General features: G+C 59.3%; 6 protein-coding genes. 3 read left to right on the forward strand and 3 right to left on the reverse strand.

The annotated features are described in order from the left end of the window. Window positions 1-121: 121 nt before the first annotated feature. The 3 genes from H5U02_12370 to H5U02_12380 all read right to left on the reverse strand — a co-directional run bounded on the left by H5U02_12370 (window position 122) and on the right by H5U02_12380 (window position 5,587). The gene (locus H5U02_12370) at window positions 122-814 is read right to left on the reverse strand and encodes a hypothetical protein (protein MBC7343212.1); all 693 of its coding nucleotides are present in this window, start codon (window positions 812-814) and stop codon (window positions 122-124) included. Between the two features lie 287 nt (window positions 815-1,101). Beyond that, the gene (locus H5U02_12375) at window positions 1,102-4,557 is read right to left on the reverse strand and encodes an O-antigen ligase family protein (protein MBC7343213.1); all 3,456 of its coding nucleotides are present in this window, start codon (window positions 4,555-4,557) and stop codon (window positions 1,102-1,104) included. Window positions 4,558-4,777: 220 nt separating this feature from the next. Further along, window positions 4,778-5,587 (reverse strand): hypothetical protein, encoded by an 810-nt coding sequence (locus tag H5U02_12380; protein ID MBC7343214.1) that lies wholly within the window; start codon window positions 5,585-5,587, stop codon window positions 4,778-4,780. Window positions 5,588-5,859: 272 nt separating this feature from the next. On the opposite strand from H5U02_12380, the gene H5U02_12385 reads away from it, so the two are divergent. From H5U02_12385 to H5U02_12395, 3 genes are all read left to right on the forward strand, one after another. Beyond that, complete coding sequence (locus tag H5U02_12385) at window positions 5,860-7,134, forward strand: mannose-1-phosphate guanylyltransferase (GenBank protein MBC7343215.1); 1,275 nt, start codon at window positions 5,860-5,862, stop codon at window positions 7,132-7,134. A gap of 114 nt (window positions 7,135-7,248) precedes the next feature. Continuing rightward, complete coding sequence (locus H5U02_12390) at window positions 7,249-8,175, forward strand: decaprenyl-phosphate phosphoribosyltransferase (GenBank protein MBC7343216.1); 927 nt, start codon at window positions 7,249-7,251, stop codon at window positions 8,173-8,175. Window positions 8,176-8,254: 79 nt separating this feature from the next. After that, the coding region (locus tag H5U02_12395; GenBank protein MBC7343217.1) for a hypothetical protein at window positions 8,255-8,430 on the forward strand (176 nt) is incomplete at its 3' end.

The raw sequence follows: 8,430 nt of genomic DNA on the forward strand, positions 1-8,430 counted from the left end.
AGCTTCGCTCGGCCGCCCAAACCTTAATTATCAAAACTTGCTCATCCTTGCGCTAACCAGGACGGGAACCATGAAAACCCACCGCCTGGGGAAGAGACCAGGCTGGTGCCGGGGCATGGTACTATTTTCCACCAATGGGGCGACGACTAAAGGACCGCTCCGCTACCCTCCAAGCCAACCGGGTGCTGGAACCTGCTTCAGGCCCCAGGTGGTTTGAAGTACGAAGATAGGACGCGGCTGACCTCAGATGGTAGGTGCGCCGAGCTGACCTTGACCCTAATGGCGCCGCCTCCTGGGCTTGCGGCAGCACCTCCCGGGCCAGGGGCAAATGCAGGCTCAAGTATTGGCGCCGGGCTGCCTCGGCGCCATTGAGCCGGCTGCGCAGGGTGTTCAGGCTGTAGAGGCAGTAGAGGACGCTGCCGTCACGAAACACCAATTGGGACCGGGTCCCTAGCTCCCCTTCTCCATCCTCCAATTCCTGGCAGCTGGCCACCTTATCCAGGGCCACATAGGCAGTCGCCCCTTCATCTTTGGTAGCTGGAACCCGGCTCTTTACCGCAATTAAAACCAGGTCTGGGTGCAGCACCAGCGGTACCGTCCGCTTGTGGCCGTCGACCGCTGCATACCTCTCCCGGCAGGCGCTCAAATCCACGGCAAAATGGCGGGCCAGCCCCTTTAAGACCGTCTTGACTCGCCGCGGCTCCAGTATTCTCTCCCCGCCTTCCAGCCATACCTCAGTGATGTTCCCGCTTTCAGCTGTACTAACCGGCACTAAACAACAGAGCTGCCGCCATTGTTCGCCTAAGTTCCACAACCTGAACTTCACCCCCATGTCCGAGTTAACCTGTTATCTACTTTAAGGCAAACATATGTTCGCAGTCAATATTACCGGGAGGGGCATAAATAAGGCCGGCAACGATTAAACAAAAAGGCCCGGCTGGTAAGGTCACTAACCTTGCCAGCCGGGCTTTATACCCTTTGCCTTTTTGCCGTCAGCACCATCAACCGGCCATTCCCAGATCCCCAAGATCCTTAAGGCGCACCGGGCAACCATCAGGCACCACGAACCACCCGGAGCCCCTCCTTCCCTTATGCTGCCAATTAGGGTTTGGCCGGAAGCGGTTTAAGCGGCTTTATGGTCTTAATCTGATCGAATTGCTGCTTGCTTCCCGGAGCCAATTTTTCAGCTTGGTCCAGCAACCCTGTAGCCGCTTTGGAGTCTCCGGCCTGCTCCTTTAGAACCGCCCGCCAAACCAGGATCTGGCTCTGAGAAAAGGCGTCCTTGGCCTGCTCCGCCTGCTTTTGCAGCGCCGCCAACTCTTGGTCGGCCTTAATGGCATCGCCGGTCAAATAATACCCCGCCACCGCCGCGTTGGCGCGCATCCGCAGCGTAGGGGCGAGCAAGGGCTGGGTCCCGGTCTCCCAAAGCTGCCGGGCCCGAGGCGAAAGGCTAGCCATTTGCTTTTCGATGGCGGCTGGTACCCCTTGGGCCTTTTCAAAATACCCCTTGGCCTGCTCCCGGAGCGACTTGGCCAATTGGGCATCGGGCTTAGCTTCTGGGGCCGGCTTAACCTCAGCGTTGGGCTTGGTGGTCTTATCGCTCGGGGATGGGGCTGGCTTTTGCTCTTCTTTGGGCGGGTTTTCAGCATTTTGAGCATCCATGGTTAGGCTCAACCCGCTTACCAAGTAGGCTTCACTTAGGTCCTCCCAAGGCTGGGTGCTCCAACGCCAGTTGTCCCGGGCCGCCTCCAGGTTCTTGACCGCTTGCTCGCGCTTGTCGCTCATCCACTCGAGCTGAGCTATAGCCGCATGGATGCCCCAATCGTAGCGGCCCAGAGCCTCAGCCCGGGCCAGCTGGGCATCGGCTGCCGCCGCATCGCCGCTCATGATCATGACCTGGGCTAGCTGAAGCCGGTACAGGGGATCAAAGGGATTGTACTTGGTGGCCCGAGACAGCTCTTGCTGGGCAGTAGCCACCTGGTTACTCTGCAGAGCCTTTTCCCCCTGGGCCGCCGCCGACTGCCCGCCCAAAAACATTACCGGTAAGACCACCGCTATGGCTACCACCAAGGCCACCGGTACAAGCTGGGGCCAATATTGGCCAAGCCAGCTGTAACCCGGCTGCTGCCGCCGTTTGGCCTCAAGCTGGCTGTCGGTCCGCCTCCCGGCCCGGGCCGCGCCCCGGGTCATTCCCCAACACCACCAGAGGAGGATGGAGATTGCCCCCAAGGAAAGGTCAAAGTCGATGAGGGCGTGGCCGCCGATCATTAAGGCAGCTACGGTAAGGGCAGTCTGTTGGAACTGACCCTCGCTGGCGCCGGCTGCACCGGTAGCGCCACTCGGGCCAGGGCGGCTAGCCATCCCAGCGGTGCCGGCCGGGCTGGTGGCACTAGCCACTCCGGCCACCTTGGCCTCCCGCCGGTAGCGGCGCCAATTCTGCAGCGATACTATAAGGAAAGCTATCCACAACCCCAGCCAGGCTGCCTCGCCTAGGGCTCCGGTTTCCACCCCCAACTGGATCCAGTCGTTGTGCACCTGGGTGGAGGAATAGAGGTAAGACTGGCGGGCCCGATAAGCCGCTTCCCAGCCGCCTCCGCCCCAACCCAACCAAGGCCGTTCCTTGATCATATTGATAGCTTCTCCCGCCCAATACAGGCGCTCAGAAGCGTTGCGTTCACCGATATTGATGCTTTCCAAGCGCTGGGCCAGTTGGGGCGGCAAGAAGCGCTCCAATATACCCTTAGCACCAGCTGGTTGTGGGCTGGCCGCGGTCCCGCCACTGGTAGTCTGGCCTGGGGCGGCTTGACCGCCAGCCTGCCCGCTCGGGGCTCCCGGCCCAGCCGCTGGCACCGGCTGCGCCGGCCTAGTCAAGGCAAAACCTACAGCTCCAACAATTAGCACCACCACCAAGATGGCGGCCACCACCCCACCAGCTCGGCCAGGCGCCATCTTTAACCTACCGCTCAATATCCTCTGGGCAGCCAAAAGGAGCAGTTCCCCCACCAGGGCCGCGCCGGCTCCGAGGCCCAGCCATCCCCAGGCCCAGCCCATCTTGCCAGCCTGGATAAAGGCAAGCAGGCGCCAGTTCCCCAGGAGCGCCGCCGCTCCCACCAGGATCACGTGGCTTACCCACCACCAGCGCTTTTCTCCCGGGACAAAAATCAAGAAGATCAGGGCCGCCGCCGGGTACACCAAGAAAGCGCCTCGGGACAGAGTGGAGACAAAGACCAGGAGCAGAAGATAATTGCCCAAGGCATAAACCCAGCGCCACCGCTCCCGGGTCCGGCCCCAGAGGTAGAAACCTAAAAAGCTCCCCGCCGCCAGGTACGCAGCCAAGGAGTTGGGGTACTGCATGGTGGAGAAAATCCGCCCGTTGACAAAGCCGTCCTTGATATGGACCACGCCCACCGCGGTCAAAAAGCCGGCAGCTGCCACCCCCACCACTGCCAGGTAGGCAAAGTTGAAGAAAGCCAACCGCCGCGGTTGGGTGATAGCTAAGCGCGAAGCCGTCCAAAAGACCAAGAAATAGAGTACCACCTTGATTACCCCGTCTACCGCTAGCCGCGGGGAAGCCGGGCCAGCAAAGGCGGAGGCTATATAGGTCACCGGCACCGCCAAAGCCAGATAATCCATAGGATGAGAGAGAAAATCATAATCTCGCCGCCTCACCAGCCACCAAAGGCACCCTAGTGCCACCACGGCCGCTCCTAAAAGCGCCCATTCCTGTTCCTTGGGGAAGAATAGTCCCCGGAAATACGGCGGGAAGAGGAGAAGCGCTCCCAGGCCAAAGAAACTAACCAGGAAGGGCCAGTTGAGCTCAAGCAGCTTTTCCCGAGGGGAAGCAGCCGCCTCCCGCCCAAGGCCGGCCGCCTCTTTAGCTAGCTCGCGGACATCCAGCCCTCGGCGCTCCGCCTCCCGGCGCTCCCGCCGCGGCAGCACCCTTTCTGGAGCCTCCGCTGGCGACCCGAATACCCTTTCGGCCCCTTCCAGCATCCTTTCGCTTAAGGCTCGTCCGGCCTTGCCCAATGCTGCCCCCGCCCTGCCGAGACCCCGGCCCAGCAGGGAGCCCACCGCCTTGGCAGCTCGGCCCACGGGGGATAGGGCGGCCTTCACCGCCCGGCCCAGGGCGGTGAAGGCCGCGACCTTACCTTTGGCACCGCGGCCGCTCCGGGCTTTTTTGCCCTTGGCTCGGTAGGTGGCTTTGCCCCCCTGAGCCGCCTTGCTCTTGGCTTTGCCCTTGGCTACCTTGCCCCCGTCCAGGCTAGTCAAGCGGCTACCGCTTCGGCTGTAGCCCTCAGGTTTGCGGCCGCCATGACCCCTGGCGGCCGCCTCCCGCTCCGCCTTCTTCCGGCCGGAAGCAGGCCGAGCCAGGCTAATTACTTCTCCCGAGGCGCGGCTGGCGACAGTTCCCCGCCCCGGCCGCTGGCCGGTGCCGGCAGCTGCCACCTCCTCCTGGGCAGCGGAAGCATCACCCCGTTTAGTCCAAGGCATGACCTTGTCCGGATTGAGGCGGACCCGCCGGGCCCGCTCTTGGTCTTTAGTTGGCTTCTCCCCCATCTATCCATGTACCCCCTAAGAATATCCTCTATCAAGCCATCCGGCGCTACCACCATACCATCGGCAATACGACCCGGCAATCATTGTCAATACCCTAGCGATTGGATGAGCTTTAGCGCCCATGAGCGATAGCCCTGGCGGCCCAACCATGATAGAATTCGGCATTCGCTTCGCTTTCCCTTCCATCCAGGACCTGGAAGTTAGACTCGGCTGTCCGGGCTTACTTCATGGTTTGGCTGAGGTCGTTCACCCGTACCCCAGGCGGGATCCTAAACATGTCTTCGGATATAGGCCCCACCTTGAGGTTCTTATATTCTATCAGCACTTTCCCTTGGGGCCCGTTGGTCTCCACCCGGACAGGAATGCCGTGCTCTTGGTTGACGTACATCTTCAGGGGTTCTTTGCCCGGCTCCTCGATGGACACCACCAGGCAAGGAGCGCCTTCATAGTTTTGGGTTCCCAGGATCTTGGCCACATTGGGATCGATGCGCTGGCTAAAGTCGGTTGGGGTATTGGGCGACTCAGATTGGTTGTCTTTCACATAGCGGGAGTAATCGAACTTAATGGCCACCTTCTGGTTCGGCTGGTAGCTGTAGGCTACTTTCTGGTCGCCGTCGAGGATGTTGACCATTTTTTGCCCCTGGACCACAGCCTCGGTACGAATCTTGTTGCCGGAGATCCACATCTTGCCGCTGACCGTCTGGCCACCGGAAGTGATCGCGTAGTCATAAGAAAGGCTCTTCACCTGCTTGCCCCGGGCCAAAAGATCGTTTAAAGCCGGCAAACCACCTGCATCCCCCTTGGCATCGGAGGGAGACGCTCCCGCCGGCGGTGTCGGTTGGCCGCTAGCCGGAGGATTGGCCCCGGCCTGGCCAGCTCCTTTGTCCCTACCGCAGCCCCCTAGGGCAGCGCCAAGCGCTAGCGCCAGCACCAAAGCCAGCACCAGACCAGCCTTAACCGTGCCCATGATCCTGCCCCTACCCCTACCGATATCCCCGGCCCTCACCCGCCTGGCATCGCCAAACACCATACCCACCTCCCTACCATATTCTGGCTAATTGTATCATAGGACTTGCCCAAGTACAACGAATGTTTCATAATGGAAGTACCAGGCACGGCCAATTAGATTGGTATAGGCAGAGTTCTGGCAGGAATTTGCGCCCTAAAAAGCGAATTAACTTCTGCAAGCAATTATACAGGATATAGTACACTGGTTTAGTTCTGGTTTAGTTCAGTTGACTAGCTTCATGTTGACGGCACGGCGACGGTTGCATATCACATCCTAATCCAGGGGGCGTTAGCATGGGCGATTTGAAAGTGATCATTTTGGCAGGAGGTTTGGGCAAGAGCCTGTGGCCTTGCAGTCGCAAAGACAAGCCCAAGCCATTTTTGGCGTTGGCCGGCCCTGATACCCTGCTACAGCAGACAGTCAAGCGAGCTAAGCTCCTAGTTTCCATAGAGGACATTTATGTGGTAACCGGAAAGCAGCATGTGGGATTGGTACAGGAGCAGGTGCCAGATTTGCCCCAAGAAAATATTTTGGCCGAGCCAGTAGGCCGGGATACCGCTCCTGCCATTGCCCTGGCCATCGCCTATCTAACCGCCAACCGAGAAATAAAGCCCTCCTTACCAGCGCAAGCGCCAGCTGAGCCGCAAGCGCCAGGAGTGCCAGCGCAAGCGCCGGGAACAGCACCAGCGCCAGCATTGGCCTCCGCTCCATCGCCAGCGCCGGCGTCAGACCCGGTGATGGTGGTCTTGCCGGTGGATCACATTATTCGGGACCAGGCCGGCTTTGCAGAGAGCGTACGCTTAGCCGTCGATGCCGCCCGTGCCACCGGGGATCTGGTGGCCATCGGGATCAAACCCACCCGCCCGGAAACCAACTACGGCTACATCCAGCTTAGCCCGGCCGAACATAAGGACCACCTTTATCTCACCGAAGCCTTCATTGAAAAGCCGGACATGGGCCAGGCTTTGAGCTTCCTCAAATCGGGCCAGCACCTGTGGAACACCGGCATCTTTGCCTGGCGCCTAGGATCCATGGAGAAAGCCATAGCCCGCTACTTGCCTGATCTAGCCCAAGGGATGGAGCAGGTCCGTCAAGCCATAGGAACGCTGGAGCTGGAGCCGGCACTGGAGGAAAGCTTCAGCAGCCTGCCCAACACCTCCATCGAGGAGGGGATCCTGCAAAAGGCCGACAATGTCTGGGCTATCGCTGCCCAGTTTGCCTGGGATAAGTTGGACTCTTGGACGGCAGTTGCCCGATCTCTGTCGCCGGATCACAAGGGAAACGTGACCCAGGGACGGTGCATACCCATCAGTACTTGCGATAGCATCATTTGGTCCGACAACCCCAACAAGCTGGTAGTAACTTTTGGGCTGGATGAAGCGTTAGTAGTGGACACGGCCTCAGCGCTGCTAGTAGCCGACAAGCGGCGCTGCCGAGACATGAACAAGGTAACCGAGGAAATTGCCAAACGGGGATGGCAACGATTCTTGGACGCTGATATACTAGCTGGCAATAAGAGCGAGGCCGGCCGGGCTAGCGCCAAGGGTGCGGCTGCCGGCCGCGCCTGAGGTCATTTGTGCGCACGCCGTTTTCATCACCGGAAACCAAGGAACCAGCTGGAACCGACCGGGTAGGCTTGACCGTCTAGTAGGTATGGCGTATATTAGCGCCGGAAGGGTGTGGTGGAAACGGCAGAAGCGCGCGGTTACAGCAGCCCTGACCGCCCGGGCGCCTCGGGGGTAGCCCGGGGGCAACTGGAAGCCCTCATCAGGCTTGCCCGCCCCAAGCAATGGGCCAAAAATGGTTTCCTCTTTGCCGCCCTAGTGTTTTCCGGCAACCTTTTTAGCCCCCGGCCGCTGGCGACGGTAATCTTAGCTGCCATCTTTTTCAGCCTGGGTTCAAGCGCGGTCTATGTTTTTAACGACTTGGCGGATATGGAAAGCGACCGCCTCCACCCCAAGAAGAAGTACCGCCCTCTGGCTGCCGGCATTATTTCCCCCGGACAGGCCTGGGCCTTTCTGGCAGCACTTTTGGCAGTAGCTTTAGTGGGCAGCTTTTGGTTGGAAACTGACCTGGCGCTAATCCTCTTGCTTTATGTGGCCATCAACCTAGCCTATTCGCTCTGGCTTAAAAACGCATTTCTCCTGGACGTATTTATCGTGGCGGCCGGGTTTGTGCTACGGGTGGTAGCCGGGGCCCTGGCTATCCAGGTGCGGGTTTCCCCTTGGCTTTTCGTCTGCACCCTGCTTTTGGCATTGTTCTTGGCCCTATGCAAGCGCCGGAACGAGCTCCGGGTATTGACCGCTGAAGCCGGCAATCACCGCCAGGTGCTGGACTTTTATTCGGTGCCGCTTCTGGACCAGATGGTGACCATCATTTCCGCCGCTACCATCGTCGCCTACAGCCTTTATACTTTCCTGGCCAGCCCCCGGTCAGAGCTAATGCTTACCATTCCCTTCGTGATCTATGGCCTATTTCGTTACCTTTATTTGGTCCAGCAAAAGGATATCGGCGGCCACCCCGAGGAAATTCTATTGACAGATGTGCCCACCATAGTAAACTTGATTTTATGGCTGCTCACGGTAGTGGTTTTGCTTTATGCCTTCTAGCTTGGCGGGAGAAGCGGCAGAATGTCGAGGCGGCATAGAAATGTAAAAGAGTTGGTTGGGCAGAACTGGAGTTGAAAAAATGCAGCAGTACGTCATTCTACTTACTAGCGTTATCTTGGGCGGCTTGGCTCAACTGGCCATGAAGAAAGGAATGATGGGAGAAGCACCTGGAGGGGGTTTCTCCTTGGTGGCCATTATAACCAAAGTCTTCACATCGCCATATGTGTTTTTGTGCCTGGCCCTCTATGGGCTGAG

It is taken from the genome of Clostridia bacterium (assembly GCA_014360065.1).
Classification (GTDB): Bacteria; Bacillota; DSM-521; order Neomoorellales; family JACIYF01; genus JACIYF01.

Coding starts and splice junctions, on each gene's coding strand:
- H5U02_12385 (MBC7343215.1), top strand. CDS start 5,860: ATGGGCGATTTGAAAGTGATCATTTTGGCAGGAGGTTTGGGCAAGAGC.
- H5U02_12375 (MBC7343213.1), bottom strand. CDS start 4,557: ATGGGGGAGAAGCCAACTAAAGACCAAGAGCGGGCCCGGCGGGTCCGC.
- H5U02_12380 (MBC7343214.1), bottom strand. CDS start 5,587: ATGGTGTTTGGCGATGCCAGGCGGGTGAGGGCCGGGGATATCGGTAGG.